This window comes from Algoriphagus halophilus (assembly GCF_041729275.1).
GTDB lineage: Bacteria > Bacteroidota > Bacteroidia > Cytophagales > Cyclobacteriaceae > Algoriphagus > Algoriphagus halophilus_A.
Genome location: NZ_CP146486.1, coordinates 3325570 through 3346367 on the forward strand (window position 1 = coordinate 3325570; position 20798 = coordinate 3346367).

The window sequence follows — 20798 nt, forward strand, 5'->3', positions numbered from 1 at the left end:
AGGATATTGACGCGGGTCAGGTGATCAACACGGCAAGCGTAACGGGACTTGATCCGACTACGGCTGTACAGTCATCGGCAGCAACTGCTACGGTGACTGCGGTGCAGACAGCCGGTATCGATCTGAGCAAGACATCCGATGTATCGACTTACGATGCGGTAGGCGACGTGATGATCACGTATACTTTGATGGAGAACACAGGCAATGTGACCCTGGACAATGTGACGGTAACCGATCCATTGACAGGATTAAATCAGGTAATCGGTACTTTGGCACCGGCAGCCACGGCAATGAGGACGACGACATATACGATCACCCAAGGGGATATTGACGGAGGCCAGGTAATCAGCACGGCGAGCGTGACGGGAACTGATCCGACAACGGCTGCACAATCAACTGTGGCAACAGCCACGGTGACCGCGGTACAGACTCCTATTCTGGAAATCACCAAGACCGCGGACAGGAATTTCTATTTCTTGGATGGCCAAGTGATCAGGTATACTCTGGAAGTAGAGAATAAGGGCAATGTGACCCTGACAGATGTAGTGGTCACAGATAACCTGACGGGCTTCACCAGGACGGTTCCGACGATGGTTCCGGGTCAGGCCAGGAAACCTTCAAGACGAGCTATACGGTTACCTTGGCGGATCTGAACCGCGGGGATCTGTTGAACGAGGTGACAGCTGAAGGCACCTTACCGGATCAGAGTACGATCACGGCGGTGGATGATGTGTTGTTGCCCGGTTGAGCGGCAGTTCTTGACCTGGTGAAGACAGCGAGCCCAACGGTGTTTGTGAATGCGGGGGAAGTGGTGAACTATGAGTTTACGATCAGCAATGTAGGGAATGTGACGATCGACAATGTGGTGTTGGATGACCCAAGGATTCCATATAATCGAGTCAGTCGGCACGATGTTGCCTGGTGACAGTCAGACCTTCAGCGCGACGTACACGCTGACCCAGTCGGATATTGACGGAAGGTTTATTATAAACACGGCAACGGTAAGCGGTACGGCTCCGGACAATAGTACGGTAGAAGCGATAGACCGTGCCTTTATCACATCGGAGGATTTAGGAGCGATCGAGGTGAGGAAGACCGCGGTGAACAAGACCTATTCCCAGCCAGGACAAGGTGATCAATTATGAGATTGAAGTCAGCAACATCGGCAATATCACGATTACCGATATTGTGGTGGATGATAACCTGACGGGACTTAATATAGCCATTGGCACCCTGTTGCCGAATGAAACAGCGACAGTTCCGACGAAATACCGTCACGCAAGGCGATATAGATGGCGGTCGAATAGATAATGTGGCCACGGCAACGGGCAAGGAGAATAATACAGGAGCAGGGAAGTGAGTGACAAGGACAATGCGGTGGCGATTGCCTTGAGAAAAGGGGCGATAAAGATTGATAAACAGGCACAGGTACCGAGCTATACGGCGACAGGGGATGTGATTCCATATGAACTGACGGTGACCAATACCGGCAACGTGACACTTACCGATGTGGAAGTACGGGATCCGTTGACCGGATTGGACCAGAATATCGGCCAGCTTGCCCCGGGTCAGGTACAGACGCTGAGTACAAGCTATACGGTTGACCAGACAGATGTGGACAACGGGTTGTTGAACAACACGGCAAATGTGGCTGCGACCACTCCTGCCAACCTACAGGTAGTTGCCAAGGACAGTGATGTGGTCACAGCTACTCTGAATCAGGCATTGATCTGACCAAGACATCAGATGTATCGACTTACGATGCGGTAGGCGACGTGATCACGTATACGTTGGCTGTTGAGAACGTAGGCAACGTGACCTTGGACAATGTGACGGTGACCGATCCGCTGACAGGCGAGAATGATAACGTGGGTACTTTGGCACCGGCTGCCACGGCAGTGAGGACAACGGCTTACACGATCACTCAACAGGATATTGACGCGGGTCAGGTGATCAATACGGCGAGCGCAACGGGAACAGATCCGACTACGGCAGCACAGTCAACGGCAGCGACTTCCACCGTGACCGCAGTTCAGAATCCAGGCATTGATCTGACCAAGACTGCTGATGTCTCTAATTATGATCAAGTAGGTGATGTGATCACGTACACCTTGACTGTTGAGAACACAGGCAATGTGACCTTGGACAATGTAACGGTAACCGATCCATTAACTGGATTGAATCAATCAATCGGTACGATGGCACCAGCCCAGGTGGTAACTGTGACAGAAAGTTATACGGTAACCCAAGGAGACATCGATGTAGGTCAAGTGGTGAATATTGCTACAGTAACAGCAACTGATGCAACCAACGCCAACTTAAGCGACACGGCGACTGCGACTGTAACTGCGTTACAGACTGGCGGCATCGATCTGACGAAAACAGCAGATGTAGCCACTTACGATCAAGTAGGTGATGTGATCACGTATACTTTGACAGTGGAGAACACAGGCAATGTGACCCTGGACAATGTGACGGTAACCGATCCATTGACAGGAACTGAACCAGGATATCGGTTCAATGGCACCGGCTCAGGTGGTAACAGTAACTGAAACTTATACAATTGTTCAGAGCGATATAGACGCCGGCCAAGTGGTGAACGTGGCGACAGTGACCGCAACGGATGCAAAGAATGCCAATTTGAGTGACACTGCGACTGCGACTGTGACAGCGAACCAGTCCTCTGGAATTGAATTGACGAAAACAGCAGATGTAACAACTTACGATCAAGTGGGTGATGTGATTACATATACCTTGACTGTGACCAATAACGGAAATGAAACTCTGGACAATGTGACCTTGACGGATCCGTTGACCGGATTGAATCAGGCAATCGGTACGATGGCTCCTACAGCAGTGGTGACGGTAACTGAAACTTACACAATTGCCCAAGCTGATATCGATGCGGGCCAAGTAGTGAACATTGCTACAGTAACAGCAACGGATGCAACCAACGCCAACTTGAGCGACACTGCGACTGCGACTGTAACTGCAAACCAGTCCTCTGGAATTGATCTGACGAAAATGGCAGACGTAACGACCTATGATCAAGTAGGCGACGTGATTACATATACTTTGACCGTAACCAATACAGGCAATGAAACATTAACCGGTGTGACCTTGACGGATCCGTTGACCGGATTGAATCAGGCAATCGGTACGATGGCTCCTACAGCAGTGGTGACGGTAACTGAAACTTACACAATTGCCCAAGCTGATATCAATGCGGGACAGGTAGTGAACGTGGCGACAGTTACCGCGACGGATGCAACCAACGCCAACTTGAGCGACACTGCGACTGCGACTGTAACTGCAAACCAGTCCTCTGGAATTGATCTGACGAAAACGGCAGACGTGACGACCTATGACCAGGTAGGCGATGTAATTACATATACTTTGACCGTAACTAATACAGGCAATGAAACATTAACCGGTGTGACCTTGACCGATCCATTGACCAGACTGAACCAAGCTATCGGTACGATGGCTCCTACAGCAGTGGTGACGGTAACTGAAACTTACACAATTGCCCAAGCTGATATCGATGCGGGCCAAGTAGTGAACATTGCTACAGTAACAGCAACGGATGCAACCAACGCCAATTTGAGCGATACTGCGACAGCGACAGTGAATGCGAACCAGTCTTCTGGCATTGATCTGACGAAAGTAGCTGATGTCTTTACTTACGATCAAATAGGTGATGTGATTACCTATACCTTGACTGTAAGCAATACTGGCAATGAAACTTTAGATAATGTAAACTTGACCGACCCATTAACGGGACTGAACCAAACAATCGGTTCAATGACGCCAGCACAAGTGGTGACGGTAACAGAAACTTATACGATTGTACAAGGCGATATTGATGCGGGTCAGGTAGTCAATACAGCAACAGTGACAGCAACTGATGCCACCAACGCCAATTTGAGCGATACTGCGGTTGTGATTGTGACAGCGAACCGTTCCTCTAGCATTGAACTGACGAAAGTAGCTGATGTCACTACTTACGATCAAGTAGGTGATGTGATTACCTATACCTTGACTGTAAGCAATACTGGCAATGAAACTTTGGATAATGTAACATTAACCGATCCATTAACTGGATTGAATCAAGCAATCGGTTCAATGACGCCAGCACAAGTGGTGACGGTAACAGAAACTTATACGATTGTACAAGGCGATATTGATGTGGGTCAGGTAGTCAATACTGCGACAGTGACTGCAACTGATGCCACCAACGCCAATTTGAGCGATACTGCGACATCGACAGTGACTGCAAACCGTTCCTCTAGCATTGAACTGACGAAAGTAGCTGATGTCACTACTTACGATCAAGAAGGTGATGTGATTACCTATACCTTGACTGTAAGCAATACTGGAAACACGACCTTAAGTAATGTTCTTACAACAGATCCATTAACAGGTTTGGTGGAGACAAATTCTGTTTTGGCTCGGGAGAGTCCGTAACATTCACCCCAACCTATACAGTAACACAGGTAGATCTCGATGCTGGAAGCATTACTAATATTGCTTCAGTTAATGCACAAGACCCATCTGGTAATGATGTCGAAGCAAATGATACAGTTATCGTAACTACAGATGCTAAACCGGCTATTGAGATTACTAAAACAGCCGACAAAGATCTTGTCATTGCACGCGGTGAAGTAATCATTTATACATTGACAGTAACAAATACTGGAAATGTAGAACTAACTGATGTTCAGATAACGGATCCATTGACAGGTTTTGATACGACGATTCCTAGCCTGAGTCCTCAAGAATCAATTGATTTTGAGACGACATACACCGTGACTGAGGCAGATGTTGCCACCAATAATACAATTGTAAATATTGCCTACGTAACAGCCCCTAATCCTGTTGGAGGTGATCCATTGGCTGGTGACGATGATGCTATAACAGAAGTTTCTTGTAATGGAGAGACATTAGTTACTGGTCTCCTTTACAATATCGTTGGTCTGGAAGGTCTTCCTAACGTTCCAGTAATCCTTCTTCCGGGAGAAAACACCCAAGGAGATACCTTGATTGTCATTACGAATGCATCAGGCAGATATGAATTTAAAGGCATTGGGATTGGTGACTATACGATCAAAGTATTGGATGAAAATCTAGAAGTCACCAAAGGTCTGCGGGCTATTGATGGAGATTTGGCTTCAATCACTGTTGAGCCATGCGTTTATAATCCTGTTGACTTTAGATATGCAAGAGCAGGTTCTGCAACTGCTGTAGAAAATCCATCATTGAGAGGATTTATATGGTATGATCTCAATGGAGATGGAAAGGAAAATGAGTGGTTTGATGCCAATGATGATGGAGAGGTTACTAAAAACACTATTACATCAGGGCAATCTATAAGCATTTCCAATTGGGAATGGATTGATCTCAATGGAGATGGAAGCTATGAAGGAGATGAAAACCAAGGCGAGTTGAATAAAGCTGGCTTTGGAAATCCTGGAGGGGAAAATATCCTGATCAAAGGACCGAACGGATATGAGGCAAGAGAATCAGTTAATCAGTTTGGATACTGGAGACATATTCTGACCCAACCTCTTCCATACGGGGAATACGAAGTGACCTTGGTTCCTGATCCGGTATTCGATAGTGAGGCCTTGGCATTTGGTGCTTCTGGATTGGTGAAAGTTCTACCGGATCCATCTGGTAGAGTATTGGATACCCAAGATTTAGCTGCCTTGGTATGTGAAGTAACGACTCCTTTGGTTCAGACTGGTTCTGTGAGCAGAGAGAATCCAACCAAATTCAATTTTGATTATGGAGTAAGATGCTTCACTGTTCCTGATGATGTAGACCTATCAGTAGAAAAGACATCTTTTGAGGCAGAGATCTTCGAAGGAGATGAATTTGGATACCAGATAACGATTAAGAATATTGGTGGAGTGAATGCAACTGATGTTGTCGTGATAGATAATCTACCACAAAATGTTACTTATTTGAGTTACGAGGTAGTTTCCAATATCGGAAATACAGAGTTTACGTTTGATGCCATTGGTAGCCAATTGACTTGGAATATTCCAGCATTTGCAGCAGACAGTGAATTGGTTATTTCAGTTCAAGTGAGAGCTGGAGATGCTGGTTTGATAACAAACTTGGTTGAAGTCAATTCTTCTGAAACTGATACAGATGATTCAAATAACCAAGACGATGATGTAAATGAGATTTTACCATTCCGTATTCCAAATGTGATCACTCCGAACAAAGACGGGGACAATGACACTTTTGAGGTCCAGGGACTTGGCAAGTTTGTTAGCAACGAGATTGTTATCTTCAACAGGAACGGTGATCATGTTTTCGAAACGGAAAATTATCAAAATGATTGGGATGCCGAGGGTCAAACAGCAGGGACTTATTTCTACATATTGACCACGGTAGACAGAAACGGTGATACCCATGAGTATAAAGGATGGATCCAGGTCATAAAAAACTGAGACCTGTGAGCTGTCCTGTTATGGGTTTAACAAATGTTAAACTGGCCTTATGAGCTAATTGATATGAAAATGAATTTTAGAATCATATACATCTCTTTCCTTCTCACCTTAATATTTGGTGTGAGGGAGGTTATGTGCCAGCAGCTTCCCCAGTTCAGTCAATATATGTTCAATGGGTTGCATATCAATCCGGGGTATGCTGGATATAAGGGAGAACCCTATATACAGAGCACTTATCGAAGCCAGTGGATAAATTTTCCCGGAGCACCTGAGACATTTACAGTAACCGCTGACTTTGCAGCCAATGAAGGGACAATGGGATTTGGGGTTTCCTTTCTGAGTGACAATTTGGGTCCTGCCCGTACCACCGGAGGGCTTCTGACTTATGCCTACAGAATCCAGACCGGGCAAAAGAGTTGGTTGGGATTGGGTGCCAGCGCAGGATTTTCCCAGTATTCCATAGACGGGAGTTTATTGGATCCCAATGATTATCCCGATAGTGAGATTCCGGATGGCCGGATCAATTTGTTTGCCCCTAATTTAAATACGGGATTGTTTTTTCATAACGAGCGATTCTACGCAGGTTTTAGTATATACAATATGATAGGAAAGAAGTCTTTGGAGAAAGAGGATGTTGCTTTAGCATATCATGATTTTCACTATTATTTGACAGCAGGTTATTTGTTTGATCTAAGTACTGTGGTAAAATTAAAGCCCAGCTTTTTGATCAGGGAAGTCAAAGGGGCTCCGATGAATTATGACCTGAACGCAATGTTTCTATTCTATGATAGAATTTGGCTTGGAGGAGTTATCGATCGAACTTAAAAATTTGGACGGACAACCTTCCGGAAAACCTGAACAACCGAAATGCAGTTGCGGCGATAATTGAAATCTTTGCCACGGACAGGCTCAGACTGGGCTATGCTTATGACCATAACCTGAACGTGTTGAACAGCTACAACAATAACTCCCACGAGTTATCCGTAGGCTTTTATATGATACCGAGGAAAGCAATAATGAATAATCAAAGATGGTTCTGATGATGAAATCGAGCCAACATGAGCAAGGCAGCCCCAATATCATAGCTACACAAGAAAAGCTTATTTTGGATACGATTTTTGGTAGGCGAGATTCCATGTGGCCAATAAAAATCAACAGCAATCACAATGAAAAAGACATTGACGATATTGAGTATTGCCTCGGCAATGATATTTGGCACGATAGGGACCGTAGAGGCACAGAAGCGGAAGGTGCGATATGCCGATGAGCAGATGGACCTGATAGACTTCCAGCATGCCGTAGAGGTGTACCAGGAAGCCTACGCGAAGAAGCCGAACTACGAGACGGCAAAGAAGACGGCTCAGGCCTATGAGGTGCTGCGGGACTATGACAACACATTTGACTGGTGGAAGACGACGGTAGGGAGAATACGAGGAGGCGACACCGGGTGATTATATGCAGCTGTTGCGCTATGCGCAGCTGACCGACCGGATGTCCGAGGCCCGTGCGGTACTGGAATCGAAGGGCGTTGGAGCGGACAGCATCCAGGTCGCTGCCCTGCTGAAGCTACAGGAAAGCGGAAGGTGAAAGTGGAAGGCGTGGAAGGTCTGAACAGTTCGGGCTCTGACTTCACGCTGGCCAAGGACGGGAACGGGAACAGGTACTTCACCTCCGACCGTGGGGGGACGTATCCGAGCAAGATGCCGGGCATCCGTATCGACGGGAGGAACAAGATCTTCGGTGAGGAGAAACAGGACTATACGGACCGGGAGTACTTCAGTGTGTACAGACAGGACGGGGATGGGAACGTGAGCGAAGTGGTATCGAACGTTCCTGACACCTATAGTGCCGGATCGAGCCCGCGGTGAACAGGGACTGCTGTTCTATTCGGTGACCCGCGGGATCACCAAGGTGAGGAAGAGACTTTCGTGAGATCACAGTGCAGCCTGAGATCTACTACAGCAAGGTGAACGAAGACGGAACGCTGGAAGGGTTTACCCCGGTGCCGTTCAGCGACTCGATCGGCTATGCGGTGATGAACCCGTATGTGGACGAGGCGGCCAAGCGGCTGTACTTCACCTCTGATATGCCGGGCGGCCTTGGTGGCACGGACCTGTATTATTCGGAATACGACGAGAACATGAACTTCGGGACTCCTGTGAACCTGGGGGCGACGGTGAACACGCCGGGCAACGAGTCCCATGCGTTCCGTAACGGGGATAAATTCTACTTCAGTTCCACGGGCCACCGTGGGTTAGAGAGCATGGACATCTTCATGGCGGACTACAGTGCTACGGGGATGACGAACGTGGAGAACATGGGCTCCCCGATCAACTCGATGGCCGATGACTTCGGCTACCGTGAAGTGGAGCAGGAAGAGGGCAGACCGGAGGTCTACTATCCTCGAACCGAAAGGGAGGAATGGGACTGGATGACATCTACAGTGTGAAGGGTGTACAAGCAGTTTGTGGCGCGTGTGATCGACTGCGAGGGAGTGGTGATCAGCGACAGCTACCTGGCCACGCTCCGGGACAAGACCCATAACGGGAACGTGCAGACCCAAAGAAACCCCAAGGGGAACTGACTGGAACTGGAGCCGGACAGCAGCGATTTTGGGATCAAGATCAGCAAGCCGGGCTACTTCAGCATCACCGACGAGGAGATCACCACAAAAGGCTTTGGGGGGACACGCTGAAGCGAGAATACCAGCTGATCCGATCCATTACCAGTTGCCGGTATACGTGGACATCGTGTACTACGACCTGGACAGGTATGTGATCCGTGAGGATGCCAAGCCGGTGCTGGACAAGCTGGCCGAACTGATGGGCCGCTATCCGTTCCTGGACCTGTTGGTGGGCAGCCACACGGATTCCAGGGCGAGTGAGGAATACAACATCAAGCTGTCGAACAGCCGTGCGGAACAGCGGTGACCAATACATGGCACAGTACGAGATCCCTGCCGGGCGTGCCAGTGGATGGGACAAGGGGGCAGGAGCTGATCAACGACTGTGGGGACAGGGGTTCCCGTGTGCGGGTCAGCCCACCAGCTGAACCGAAGATCGGAACTGGTACTGGAGGCATTCCGGATCCGAGCAAGCAATATGAGATGCCCGAGGAGCTGAAGGGCAAGGACTTCTGTGATCCGGAGGACCTGTTCAGCCAGATCCAGGATGAGATCGCTCAGATCCCGACGATCTATTTTGACTTTGACAAGAGCATGCTGAGAAACGTGCACAAGAAGGAGCTGGAACGTACGGCGATCATGCTGAAGCGCATGCCGAACCTGATGCTGTACATCGAGGGTCATACTGACCAGCGGGGAGAGGATGCCTACAACCAGAAGCTGTCAGAAAGAAGGGCGGATGCGGTGAAGGCCTACCTGACCAACCGTGGGATCGAGGAGAACGGATGGAAGAGGCCTGGTTCGGGGAGACACGACCGGTTCAGGACTGCAGTGACGGGACCTGTACCCCTGCGATGCACCAGCTGAACAGAAGGACTGAGCTGAGGGTCGGAAAATCCCAGTTCACCTACTCAGGTAGACGAAAAAAGTGGATGTGCTGTAGCCTATGAACATAAAAAATGGGTTTCAGATAGCTGAAACCCATTTTTTAAAGGAAGAATGTAATAATCAATCCGTTTTGGCTTTTAAAGTAGTCTGATTTGGATTTCCTCAACTCCAGCTACTAATTTTGGAGTTTCTCCAGGGTAGGTAATGTTGGCCAATACTTTCAAAGCCTCGAATTTTGTGGATTCAAAAGCTGCTTTATTAGCCGCTAATATTGGTTCGGAAGGTGGTATTTTTTCTCTTAGCCAATCCACTTGCTTTCCATTTTTCCAGAACCTAAAACATAAATGTGGGCCTGTAGCAAGTCCTGTACTGCCTACATATCCGATTACTTGACCTTGTTTAATTCGAGTCCCTGGTTTCACGCCACTAGCAATCTTCGACATATGAAGATATTGCGTGGTATACGTTCCGTTATGTTTGATCTTTACATAATTACCATTGGCAGAAGTGTAGGTAGCATGGGTAACTACTCCATCTCCTACCGAACGAATTTCTGTGCCCCTACTTGCTGCATAATCAGTTCCTAAATGCGCTTTGTATCTTTTTTGCACAGGATGGAATCTTCTCAGGTTATAACGAGAACTGATTCTAGTGTATTTTACAGGATCCCGGAGGAATGCTTTCTTCAAGCTGTTTCCTTCCTGATCAAAGAAATTCATTTCTCCATTTTGCTCAAAAGGAATCGCATGGAAAGGTTCTCCCCTGTGTTCCATGTATGCCAATTTGATTTCACCAGCACCGATTACATTTCCATCAATCATTTTGACATCAAAAACTACTTTGAATTTGTCACCTGGCTGAAGTGCTCCAAAATCCACGGACCAGCCATATAAATCTGCAAATTGATCGACAATGTCGTAGCTAACATCCTGCTTCAACATTTCCACAGCCAAATTACTTCGATCTTCTATTACCCCGGCTATTTCCTTTTCAACATATTCTACTGGCTTTTCTGCCTTATAAATATCTACCGAATCCAAGTTAAAAACCACGTATTCAGCAGGATTAGGCTCATAGATAAAAAATTGAGCTTGGGCAGAATCGGAAGGGGTAATTACAGTAAATTTTTTGTTGGTAGCGATTCCTCTAACATCAAAGACCTCTTTTGACTTTTTGGCAATTTCATCAATGATTTGATAAGGAACATTGAAAGGAGCCAAAATGGTGGCCAATGTTTGGTTTTTACTGACTGTTCCTTCCACTATATTAAGACCTGTCACATTGATACCATACAAATAGACCTCATTGGAGACCTCCTCTACAGGAACCTCATCTAAAGGTTCTTGCATGATATTAGATTCAGGCGAATTGCCATACTGCTGGAAAATAGCTGCTGCACCAAGTGTTAAAACCACAGATGCGACAACGATCCATCTTTTGTTCATTTATTTTGAAATCTTATGGGATGATTGAATAACCTTAAAGCAAGGAAAAAAGAGCCTTTAATCCAAGTTTTGAGGGAACTTCCTTAAGTTAAAACAAATCCAACTTTAATGCCAACGCTGATAGGAGTTGAAAAATTTTATCAAGAAATCTGAAAGTTTTTTGGAAGGAATGGAAAAAACGCTCTTCTCAATTAAGGATAATTTAATGATTACTGCAATTTGAAGTAAAATCTACAAAGTTTTATTCAATATGGTAAGGAATCTTAAAAAGAGGGTGGTGTTCTAGAACTCAATTCTTTATCTTTGACCTCCCAAAAAAACTAATATCATGCTGAGGACGCATACTTGTGGCGAATTACGCCTAGACCATACTGACCAAGAAGTAACACTAGCTGGCTGGGTTCAGCGAGTTCGAAATAAAGGAGGGTTGATCTGGGTTGACTTGAGAGATAGATACGGAATTACCCAATTGATTTTTGAAGAGGAATCTTCCGAAAAGGAATTGTTGGAAAAAGCTGCTGAATTAGGAAGAGAATTTGTCGTTCAAGCTTCAGGTAAAGTGATCGAAAGAACTTCCAAAAATGATAAAATCCCAACTGGATCCATTGAAATCAAAGTGAGCAAGTTGGAGGTTTTAAATGCCGCAAAAGTTCCCCCTTTTATTATAGAGGATGAGACTGATGGAGGAGAAGAACTTCGAATGAAATATCGATACCTTGATTTGAGAAGAAATGTGGTAAGGGAGAAGCTTCAATTGCGTCACAAAATGATGCAGGAGACCAGAAAATACATGGATGCTCAGCACTTCATGGAAGTGGAGACTCCTGTTTTAATCAAATCTACTCCTGAAGGAGCCCGTGATTTTGTGGTACCAAGCAGAGTGAACCCAGGAGAATTTTATGCACTTCTCAATCCCCTCAAACCTTTAAGCAATTATTGATGGTATCTGGTTTTGACAGATACTTCCAAATTGTAAAATGTTTTAGGGATGAAGATTTGAGAGCAGATCGCCAACCGGAATTTACACAGATAGATTGCGAAATGGCCTTTGTGGAGCAAGAAGATATTTTGTCCACTTTCGAAGGTCTTACCAAACATTTGTTCGCAAATGTTAAGGGGGTGGATCTGGAGGAAGTTCAAAGAATGACTTTTGCAGATGCCATGAAATATTTTGGCAATGACAAGCCTGACCTTCGATTTGATATGAAGTTTGTGGAGTTGAATGAGGTAGCTCAAGGAAAAGGGTTTGGAATCTTTGATAGTGCTGAACTAGTAGTAGGAATCTGTGCCAAAGGAGCAGCTGAGTATACCAGAAAGCAGTTGGATGCCTTGACAGAATGGGTAAAAAGGCCTCAAATTGGAGCTAAAGGCATGGTTTATGCCAAATACAATGAAGATGGCAGCATCAAGTCAACGGTAGATAAGTTTTATACACAAGAAGATCTTCAAGCTTGGGCCACTGAATTCGGTGCAGAACCTGGAGATTTGATGTTGATTTTGAGTGGTGATACAGCTATTGTTAGAAAACAACTTTCTGAGCTTCGACTTAAAATGGGCGAAGATCTTGGTCTAAGAGATAGAAATGTGTTCAAGCCACTTTGGGTAGTAGATTTTCCTTTATTAGAATGGGATGAGGAAACGAAGAGATATCATGCCATGCACCATCCATTTACCTCACCTAAAACGGAGGACATTCCTTTGTTAGATTCCGACCCCGGAGCTGTTCGAGCCAATGCTTATGATTTGGTAATTAATGGAGTGGAAATCGGAGGAGGATCAATTCGTATCCATGATAGGGCTACGCAGCAATTGATGTTCAAGCATCTAGGATTCACAGAGGAAGAAGCACAAAAGCAATTTGGTTTCTTAATGGAGGCATTTGAGTATGGAGCGCCACCTCATGGAGGAATCGCCTTTGGATTTGACCGTCTTTGTGCAATTTTCGGAGGTTCTGACTCCATCAGAGATTACATCGCCTTCCCGAAAAACAATTCTGGTAGGGATGTGATGATTGATTCACCAAGTACCATTGCAGACGAGCAACTCAAAGAGCTCTCCATCTTGGTCAATCTAAAAATAGGGGAAGAGGCTTCGGCCTCTTTTTTTGTTTACGGTATTATTTTTTAGCAATCGGGTAGGATACCTAAGCGGAAGGGGATTATTTAGTATTTTCAATAGAACCACCCTTTCAATGATTGCAATAAGTTTTTTACAAAGATACTTTTTAAGTATCTTTTTTTAGTTGGAATCTCCCAATTTTCAAAAGCCCAAAGTGCAGATTTAGCTCTCAAATTTGATCAGCCTGCGATCAATTTTCTAGAATCTTTGCCCATAGGTAATGGACACTTAGGGGGAATGATCTTCGGAAACCCCAATCGGGATCGAATAGTATTAAATGAGAAAACACTTTGGTCTGGAGGGGTACAGGATGCGGATCGGGAAAATGCAAACCAATACCTCAAGCAAATACAGCAGCTATTGTTGGAAGGAAAGAACCAGGAGGCTGAAGCATTATTGCAAGAGCATTTTGTCAGTAAAGGAGTTGGTTCTGGGTTTGGAAATGGAGCCAATGAACATTATGGTAGCTACCAAACTCTTGGAGATTTATGGATTACTTGGAAGGATACGACCGAGGCATATACTGATTATTTACGAATTCTTGATCTGGAAAATGCTATCGCCACTACTAGCTGGAAGCGAGATGGTGTGGAATTCGAGCAAATCGCATTTTCCAGTATTCCAGATGACGTGATGATCATCAAACTAACCAGTTCAAAAAAGGAAAACTTAACTTTGATCTTGGGCTATCCAGAAAGGAATATGCAACTGTTTCCGTGTTGAATGAAAGGGAACTTCTACTAAGCGGGCAATTGCCTAATAAAGATCTTCCGGGGATGAAGTATGCAGCTATTCTTAGCGTGATTCCTATTAATGGGACTGTTTGGAAAGGTGATCAAAATCTAACAGTAAAAGCAGCCGATACTTGTTATTTGGTTATTGCCTCTGCTACAGATTATAACATTGATTTACCAGAAAAGCCACTAGGGGATCCTGTCGGAAAAGTGAAGGCACTGGTAGCCGAAGTAGATTACAGAAATGCAAATGAAAAGCATATACAATCTTTCCAGTCATTTTTTAATCGTAATAGCTTTAAATTGACAAAGCAAAATCCAGAGATACAGGGTTTATCTACACCGGAGCGATTGGCCAGGTTTGCCGAAGGCAATGAAGATGCTCAGCTTCCGGTGCTCTATTATAATTATGGGAAGTATTTATTGATTTCATCTTCACAGCCTGGTCAACTCCCGGCTAATTTACAAGGTATTTGGGCTACTGAATATCAGGCACCTTGGAATGGAGACTATCACTTGGATATCAATATTCAGATGAATTATTGGTTGGCAGAGCCGATGGGTTTGGGAGATTTGGCTGAACCCATCAGAAAGTTCACTTCCAATTTGACCCAAAATGGTGAAAAAACTGCCAAGGCGTATTACAATGCAGATGGCTGGGTAGCACATGTGATCAGTAATCCTTGGTATTACACTTCCCCCGGAGAAGGAGCAAACTGGGGATCGACCATGACAGGAGGAGCTTGGATGACAGAGCATATCTGGGAACATTTCAGGTATACCAGAGACACTGCATTTTTAAGGGAATATTATCCAGTCTTAAAGGGAGCTGCAGAGTTCCTTTCCTCAGTGTTGATTGAGGAGCCAGAAAATCATTACTTGGTTACTGCACCTTCTAATTCACCGGAAAATACCTACCTAAAACCGGATGGCTACAAAGGACATACTGTCATGGGGCCTACCATGGATATGCAGATCACCAGAGAGGTTTTTGGGAATACGATTGCAGCTGCAACTATTTTAGGGATTGATGAGACATTTGCCAATCAATTGAAGGATAAAAAGAAACGATTAGCTCCTAACCAAGTAGGAAAGAATGGGGATTTAAATGAATGGTTGGAAGATTGGGAAGATGCGGATCCAAATCATCGACATGTTTCGCATTTGTATGGGCTGCACCCCTATGATGAAATCACCCAATGGGGCACACCAAAGTTGGCAGCTGCAGCTAAGGAAACTTTAATTCAGCGTGGCGATGGGGGAACGGGTTGGAGCAGAGCCTGGAAAATCAATTTTTGGGCAAGATTAGGAGATGGAGATCATGCACTTTTATTATTGAAAAAATTACTGCAGCCTGCAGGAGGAGATGGGACCAAAATCGTCATGAGTAATGGAGGGACTTATGCGAATTTATTTTGTGCACATCCACCTTTTCAAATTGACGGGAATTTTGGTGGAGCTGCCGGCATTTCAGAAATGCTTCTACAAAGTCATGGTAAAGATGAGGTAATTCGCTTATTGCCTGCCCTTCCTACTGACCATGCCTGGGAAAAGGGTTCTGTAAAAGGGATGAGAGCCCGAGGTGGATTTAGTGTAGATTTTGAATGGGATTTTGGAAAAATAATCAAGGCCACCATTTTATCAGAAAAAGGAGGAGAATGCAAAGTTTTACTTCCTAGAGGAGGAAGTGTAGAAAATGAGAACGGGCAAGAATTAGTTAGAAATTCTGATGATAAGCCAAGGGTAGTTAGTTTCAATACGGAAAAAGGTGCTACCTACTTAGTGAATATAAAATAAGGATAGTTTAGCTAGAGAAATCCAATTTATTAAAGAGAAAAGTGATTTGAGAGGTATCTAATAGTATAGCTATTTATAATTCAGCCAACTTTTAAAATCATAGGATGATGAATTTGCTTCCGAACTAATAAGGATATCTTATATTTAAGTGATAGCCCCAAATAATCTTTTAGGTCTGTTTGGGGAAAGTACCGATATCTCAATTAGATGGAAGAAATTCAACAGGAAATTCATGTGTTTTCTACAAGAGACTTAGCTTGGAAGGCTGCGGGAAAAGCAGTGGAAAAGTGTATAGAAGATCTTCAGGAAACACAAGAAGAAATCAGGATGATATTTGCTGCGGCACCTTCCCAAACTGGGATGTTGAACTATCTAGCCGCCTCCTCCAAAATCAAATGGGAAAAAATAGTGGCAATGCATATGGATGAATACATCGGTCTACCCATTGATGCTACACAATTTTTTTCCAAGTATTTGGAGGAGAATTTGTTCTCCAAAGTTCCTTTTAAAGAAGTGCATTTAATACAAACCCAAGTAAATCATGAGTTGGAGATTAATCGGTATTCAGATTTGTTAATGAAAGCCCCAATTGACATTGTTTGCTTGGGAATAGGGGAGAATGGTCATATTGCCTTTAATGATCCTCCCGTAGCAAATTTTAAGGATCCTGTATTAATCAAAAAAGTACAGTTGGACCAGGCATGTAGAGCCCAACAAGTGCATGATGGGTGCTTTGAAAGTGTAGATGATGTTCCTAAAACAGCGCTTACTTTGACGATTCCAGCCTTGATGTTTGGAGATCATTTATTTTGTGTGGTTTTGGGTGAAAATAAAAGCGAAGCAGTGAAAAATACGTTGACCGGACCACTTTCTGAAGCTTGTCCTGCCACTATCTTGAGGACGCACCCACGATGCAAATTTTATTTCGATACTGCTGCCGTAAGTAAACTTCCTCCTACTCGTTTCGACACCAATTGATACATGGAATTACTGGATTGGATTATTCTTGCTCTATATTTTCTGATGCTTTTATCCATTGGGGTATGGGCTTATTTTAAAGTGAACAATTCGGCTGATTTTTTTACGGCAGGAGGAAAATTGCCTTGGTGGTTATCTGGTATTTCCCACCATGTTTCAGGTTATAGCGGAGCAGTTTTTGTTGCCTATGCAGGCATAGCCTACACCCATGGATTTACAATTTATGTATGGTGGGCCTTTACGGTAGGTATTTCAGTTTTGGTGGCAGCGTTTTACATCGCACCTCGTTGGTCACGACTCAGAATTCTTTCGGGAATCCAATCCCCAACAGAGTACCTTTTAGTGAGATACAATTTACCTACGCAACAATTAATTGCTTGGGTTGGGACTTTGATCAAAGTATTTGACACTGGAGGGAAATTGGCAGCCATTGCCATTTTATTGAATGTATTCTCTGGTGCTTCCATCACTTTTGGAGTGCTCTTGGTAGGGTTTGTATCTCTGATTTATATTACGATTGGTGGGCTTTGGGCAGATGTTTGGAATGATTTGGGACAATTTGTAATCCAAGTATTGGCTGGGCTGACCATGTTCGTCATGATCCTTATTCAATTGGGTGATGGAATAGAAGGGATAGTTACATTATGGGATAAGCTACCTCAAGAAAATGCGCAGTTTTTCCATGATCCCTATACCTTGGGTTTTGCATTAGTGATGTTGGTCATTAATTTTTTCAGTTATAGCGGAGGAACCTGGAATTTAGCGACCAGATTCATTTCTACTTCCTCGGGAGCAGTTGCGAAAAAGGCGGCAATTTTATCCTCCTTTTTGTATTTCATATGGCCTTTGATATTGTTCTATCCCATGTTTGCTGCTCCAATATTTTTTGAAAATCTTGCAGATCCCACTCTTTCTTATGGGAAATTGGTCCTAGAATTTTTACCCGTGGGGCTAGTAGGGTTGATTTTGGCGTCCCTCTTTGCAAATACACTTTCTATGACTGCATCAGATTCCAATACTATTTCAGCAGTCATCAGTAGAGACATCCTTCCAATATTATTTCCTCGATTAAAACATTTATCCAAAAAGAATGGATTGAAATTGGCCAGAATTACGACTTTTTGTTTTACCCTGCTCACCATTCTTACCGCACTGAATTCATCTCATTTTGGGGGAGTTATCGGTTTGATTATTTCTTGGTTTGCAGCCTTATTGGGACCAATTGCAATTCCAATGATATTAGGATTATTGCCTTCATTTAAACGAAGTGATGGAAAAATTGCTGTGATTTCTATTCTCGGAGGATTGTTGACATTTGTACTTCTCAAATTGTTCCCTGTAGATTCCTTAGCCATTACAATTGGTGCACCTACCATCGTTTCGTTTTTACTATTTACCCTAACTGGTTGGCTTAGTAAGAAGGAACCATCCTTAGAGGTTGAACAACTTTTAAAAAATCTGAGCGCGAAAGAATAGAAATAACCATATGAAATACAGCTTAGAAGGGATTCATTTTCAAACTGGGAAGCCAATCCAAGTGATCATAATGGATGGAATCATCCAAGAAATCATGGAATTGGAATCATCCGAATCAAACAATCTGATTGCTCCCGGTTTTGTTGACATACAGGTAAATGGTTTTCAGGGGATAGATTTTAATGATACAAATCTAAAGGAGCAAGATGTTCTAAAGGTAACTCGTGCAATGTTTGAAAGTGGGGTAACTACTTATTTCCCTACTGTTATCACCAATAGTGAAGATTCTATTCGAAAATCTTTAAAAACCATTTCCTTGGCTTGTGCTTCCAATGGACTGATTCAAAGTACTGTCCAAGGAATTCATTTGGAAGGTCCTTTCCTCTCCAAAGAAGAGGGGCCTAGAGGAGCTCATCCTTTAAAATATATTCAGGCTCCAAACTGGGAAAAATTCAGTGCTTGGCAAGACGCAGCAGAAGGAAGAATTAAATTGATTACGGTATCTCCTGAATGGGAAGGGGCAGTTGGGTTTATTGAAAAATGCGTGGAATCTGAGGTAAAAGTAGCCATTGGACATACCGCTGCGAATACATCCCAGATTGAAGCTGCGATAGATGCTGGTGCTACTTTATCAACCCATCTTGGAAATGCGGCTCATCTAATGCTGCCAAGACATCCCAACTATCTTTGGGACCAACTGGCCTCTGAAAAACTTTGGACAAGTTTGATTGCTGATGGATTTCATCTTCCTGATGCTGTCCTCAAAGTTTTTTTGAAAGTGAAACCAAAAACCACTTTCCTCATCAGCGATTCCACACGTTTTGCTGGGCTTCCTCCCGGAAATTATCAAAGCCCGATTGGAGGAGATGTGGTGTTGAGCAAAAATGGAAGACTGTATATGGAAAAGAATCCAGGGTTATTGGCTGGGTCGGCTTCTTCTTTACTTCAATGTATCAACTACCTGGTAGATCATCAATTAACTTCTATTTCGGAGGCAATTGAAATGGCTTCGGTCAGACCCTTACAATTTTTGGATATGGGTTTTTCTGGTGGATTGAGAAGTGGAAGTAAAGCTGATTTGTTAGAATTAAATATCAATGGGAAGGATTTGGAAATCCTGCAGACGATAAAAACAGGGGAAGTTGTTTATTCAAAGTAGTTGGTGAATGATGGGTTTTTAATCCAAATAATTCTTTTTCAACTCTCTCAAAATATCTTCCAATCCATTCAGTCTGATTTCATACAAGGTATGTAGCCACATACCCAGTTTGCCTTCGGGGAATCCTTGTCCATGCATCCAGACTAAATAATGCTCTGGAATATCGCATAATAGCCGACCTTTATATTTTCCAAAAGGCATTTTTTTGGTGACAAGATCAATGAGGATTTGCTTATCCATTAGAAGTAGGTGTTGAATAAATCATTGGGGTTGAATAATGAAGCTTCGAATTCCCATAATTATTAAAAGTTGACCTACCGCATAGGTGCCCATCACTAGGATTCCTGCTTCAGGAAACTCTAGGTAAAACCGGTTAATAGCAAGGATTCCGTCTGAAATAAAAAATAAAGTTGCTCCAATCATTACCTGCCAAAAGCTAGGGGCATGCACTTTTCCATATCTTTCTCTTGCCATGGTAACCATGGAAATAATGGCAATCACATAAACGATTACGGGGATTTTCAATACTCCAAGATTGGGTTGAATCAGGTAATAGACAAAAGCAGCAAGGATATAGAAAGGAAGATTAAATAAAAAGGTCTTGACAAAATTTACATTGCCTATTTCTCCTGGATTTTTTTGGGCCACTTTAAACCCAATAATGTAGCAGATATGTGCCATCAAAAAAGAGCCTAATCCAAAGGCAAATAATTCTGGCCACAATAGGAAGATATCACCTATCCAAGAGAAGATCAATGCTCCCATAATTGTTCTGGAAAGCAAAGTTCGGGCTATCGGTTTGGAAATAAGGTAGAAATAGATGATTAACCCCAATATTATCAGGGGTTTAGAGAAAATTCGTAGGTCTGACTTATTCTCTAAAATAAAGAAAAGGTCTGCCAACGTAGCAAACAAAAACAAGTATAACCAAGCAAAATCTTTATTTCTCAATTGGAAGAATATTTTGTAATAACTATATGATTAAATTTAATTAACTGCAAAAGTCGGTGTTCTCAAAATCTGATTTTGAAATTGTGAGAACATTAAGGGTTCAATTTATCGGAAAGCTTGTCAAAATTGACTCAAATTAATTTTCTATTCAATAAAGAATTGAAAGAT

18 protein-coding genes and 3 pseudogenes are annotated in these 20798 nt (G+C 43.6%); 18 read left to right on the plus strand and 3 right to left on the minus strand.

The window, feature by feature from the left end; all coding sequences use genetic code 11:
* Positions 1 to 170: 170 nt before the first annotated feature.
* From V8V91_RS17810 to V8V91_RS17865, 12 genes and pseudogenes are all read left to right on the plus strand, one after another.
* The gene (locus V8V91_RS17810; RefSeq protein ID WP_373396615.1) at positions 171 to 653 is read left to right on the plus strand and encodes a hypothetical protein; all 483 of its coding nucleotides are present in this window, start codon (positions 171 to 173) and stop codon (positions 651 to 653) included.
* Positions 654 to 766: 113 nt separating this feature from the next.
* Entirely contained in the window at positions 767 to 925 is a 159-nt protein-coding gene (locus V8V91_RS17815) for a hypothetical protein (protein WP_373396616.1), read from the plus strand.
* A 452-nt stretch (positions 926 to 1377) separates the two neighbouring features.
* Positions 1378 to 1734 (plus strand): hypothetical protein, encoded by a 357-nt coding sequence (locus V8V91_RS17820; RefSeq protein ID WP_373400739.1) that lies wholly within the window; start codon positions 1378 to 1380, stop codon positions 1732 to 1734.
* Complete coding sequence (locus tag V8V91_RS17825; protein WP_373400741.1) at positions 1731 to 2552, plus strand: hypothetical protein; 822 nt, start codon at positions 1731 to 1733, stop codon at positions 2550 to 2552. Before V8V91_RS17820 ends, V8V91_RS17825 begins: the two co-directional genes overlap by 4 nt.
* Positions 2553 to 2595: 43 nt before the next feature.
* On the plus strand, positions 2596 to 4467 hold the full coding sequence (locus V8V91_RS17830) for a beta strand repeat-containing protein (RefSeq protein WP_373396617.1): 1872 nt from the start codon (positions 2596 to 2598) through the stop codon (positions 4465 to 4467).
* 152 nt (positions 4468 to 4619) lie between these two features.
* Positions 4620 to 6461 carry a gliding motility-associated C-terminal domain-containing protein gene (locus V8V91_RS17835; RefSeq protein ID WP_373400743.1) on the plus strand — a complete coding sequence of 614 codons (1842 nt, stop codon included), beginning with the start codon at positions 4620 to 4622 and terminating at the stop codon, positions 6459 to 6461.
* 63 nt (positions 6462 to 6524) lie between these two features.
* A pseudogene (locus V8V91_RS17840) lies at positions 6525 to 7501 on the plus strand (type IX secretion system membrane protein PorP/SprF).
* A 126-nt stretch (positions 7502 to 7627) separates the two neighbouring features.
* Complete coding sequence (locus V8V91_RS17845; protein WP_373396618.1) at positions 7628 to 7912, plus strand: hypothetical protein; 285 nt, start codon at positions 7628 to 7630, stop codon at positions 7910 to 7912.
* 132 nt (positions 7913 to 8044) lie between these two features.
* On the plus strand, positions 8045 to 8329 hold the full coding sequence (locus tag V8V91_RS17850; protein ID WP_373396619.1) for a hypothetical protein: 285 nt from the start codon (positions 8045 to 8047) through the stop codon (positions 8327 to 8329).
* A gap of 71 nt (positions 8330 to 8400) precedes the next feature.
* Positions 8401 to 8910, plus strand: coding sequence for a hypothetical protein (locus tag V8V91_RS17855; RefSeq protein WP_373396620.1), 510 nt, complete (start codon positions 8401 to 8403; stop codon positions 8908 to 8910).
* A gap of 292 nt (positions 8911 to 9202) precedes the next feature.
* On the plus strand, positions 9203 to 9391 hold the full coding sequence (locus V8V91_RS17860) for an OmpA family protein (protein WP_373396621.1): 189 nt from the start codon (positions 9203 to 9205) through the stop codon (positions 9389 to 9391).
* Between the two features lie 176 nt (positions 9392 to 9567).
* Entirely contained in the window at positions 9568 to 9951 is a 384-nt protein-coding gene (locus V8V91_RS17865) for an OmpA family protein (RefSeq protein WP_373396622.1), read from the plus strand.
* 158 nt (positions 9952 to 10109) lie between these two features.
* Here the strand turns inward: V8V91_RS17865 and V8V91_RS17870 are convergent, their stop codons facing one another.
* Positions 10110 to 11417, minus strand: coding sequence for a peptidoglycan DD-metalloendopeptidase family protein (locus V8V91_RS17870; RefSeq protein WP_373396623.1), 1308 nt, complete (start codon positions 11415 to 11417; stop codon positions 10110 to 10112).
* A 328-nt stretch (positions 11418 to 11745) separates the two neighbouring features.
* Here V8V91_RS17870 and aspS point away from each other — a divergent pair.
* The 6 genes and pseudogenes from aspS to V8V91_RS17900 all read left to right on the plus strand — a co-directional run bounded on the left by aspS (position 11746) and on the right by V8V91_RS17900 (position 19679).
* Positions 11746 to 13544, plus strand: a pseudogene (aspS, locus tag V8V91_RS17875) (aspartate--tRNA ligase).
* 198 nt (positions 13545 to 13742) lie between these two features.
* A pseudogene (locus tag V8V91_RS17880) lies at positions 13743 to 15691 on the plus strand (glycoside hydrolase N-terminal domain-containing protein); the annotation flags it as partial.
* Between the two features lie 54 nt (positions 15692 to 15745).
* A complete protein-coding gene (locus V8V91_RS17885) occupies positions 15746 to 16066 on the plus strand; it encodes a glycoside hydrolase family 95-like protein (protein ID WP_373400744.1) in 321 nt (106 codons plus the stop codon).
* Positions 16067 to 16273: 207 nt separating this feature from the next.
* Positions 16274 to 17044 (plus strand): glucosamine-6-phosphate deaminase, encoded by a 771-nt coding sequence (locus tag V8V91_RS17890; RefSeq protein ID WP_373396624.1) that lies wholly within the window; start codon positions 16274 to 16276, stop codon positions 17042 to 17044.
* 3 nt (positions 17045 to 17047) lie between these two features.
* Positions 17048 to 18520 (plus strand): sodium:solute symporter family protein, encoded by a 1473-nt coding sequence (locus V8V91_RS17895; RefSeq protein ID WP_373396625.1) that lies wholly within the window; start codon positions 17048 to 17050, stop codon positions 18518 to 18520.
* Between the two features lie 10 nt (positions 18521 to 18530).
* Positions 18531 to 19679, plus strand: coding sequence for an N-acetylglucosamine-6-phosphate deacetylase (locus tag V8V91_RS17900; protein WP_373396626.1), 1149 nt, complete (start codon positions 18531 to 18533; stop codon positions 19677 to 19679).
* Positions 19680 to 19697: 18 nt separating this feature from the next.
* Here the strand turns inward: V8V91_RS17900 and V8V91_RS17905 are convergent, their stop codons facing one another.
* Complete coding sequence (locus V8V91_RS17905; protein ID WP_373396627.1) at positions 19698 to 19919, minus strand: DUF3820 family protein; 222 nt, start codon at positions 19917 to 19919, stop codon at positions 19698 to 19700.
* A gap of 21 nt (positions 19920 to 19940) precedes the next feature.
* Positions 19941 to 20630 carry a lysoplasmalogenase gene (locus V8V91_RS17910; RefSeq protein ID WP_373396628.1) on the minus strand — a complete coding sequence of 230 codons (690 nt, stop codon included), beginning with the start codon at positions 20628 to 20630 and terminating at the stop codon, positions 19941 to 19943.
* Between the last annotated feature and the right edge of the window lie 168 nt (positions 20631 to 20798).